Annotated in this window: 1 protein-coding gene; it reads right to left on the bottom strand. The window is 68.5% G+C overall.

Translation table 11 applies throughout. The features are described from left to right. Positions 1 to 798 (bottom strand): transposase (locus EU513_RS15585; protein ID WP_129627801.1); only part of this gene is annotated, 798 nt, incomplete at its 3' end. Positions 799 to 898: the final 100 nt, after the last annotated feature.

An 898-nucleotide genomic window follows, 5' to 3' on the forward strand; every position in this document is an offset into this window, starting at 1 on the left:
CACCTGGGTGACCATGAGGTTGGCGAGGGCGACGAGATGCCACTTGTCGACTGCGATCCGCGCGTCCGGCAAGGCGGTGCGGATCCCGCCCGCGTACGGCGCGGACGGGTCGATCACGACCAGGTCGATGCCGGCCCGGAACGCGGGTGTCTGCAGCGCGAGCCAGTCGATCACGCACGCCCCGGCGCGTCCCGGGGTCAGCCCGAGAAGGTGCCCGGGCAGGGTGGGGTCGGCGTTGACGAACGAGGTCATCCACGGGTTCGACCGTGTCCAGCCGGCCTCTTCGAGCACCCAGCGCACCGACCGGGCGCGGGTCTCGTCGATGCCGAGCACGCGGGTGGGTTCCGGCTCGGGCAGCCACTGGTTGGCCAGTGCGATGAGCGCCCGGTGCGCGGTCGACCACGCCACCTGGTACTCGCTAGCGACCTCGCTGACGGCGCGGTTGCCCGACGCGATCGCCGAACCGATCTTCTCTCGTAGCCGGGTCGTGAGCCGCGACCGTGCCGGCACAGCGCGGGACTGCTGCGTGAATGTCGCTGTCCCACAGGCCGGTTCGCGGCACACCAAGCGCCGTTTGAACCACCACAGATCGGTTCTTTGGCCGGAGGCAGGCAAGTCCTTGACTCGAACCAGTGGCCGCTCCTTGATCCTTGAGGTGAGCACCCCGCACTCGGGGCAGGCGCCCTCCGGGTCGATGACCTCGATGACGACACGCACCGTGTCGGCATCGATTCGTTCGAGCTGCAGGACGGTGAACTCGTCCTCCAGCCCGAGCAGCACTGACGTACCCTCGTTCATGCTCGTGGCCTCGCTGTTGTCGCGTTGTGAGAGACCAACAGCATGTCGGGGCCACGAGCCCCATCAACTACCGGGCACCCCGCTCAAGCGCGAAGAGCCC

It is taken from the genome of Yimella sp. RIT 621, assembly GCF_004146205.1.
GTDB lineage: Bacteria > Actinomycetota > Actinomycetes > Actinomycetales > Dermatophilaceae > Yimella > Yimella lutea.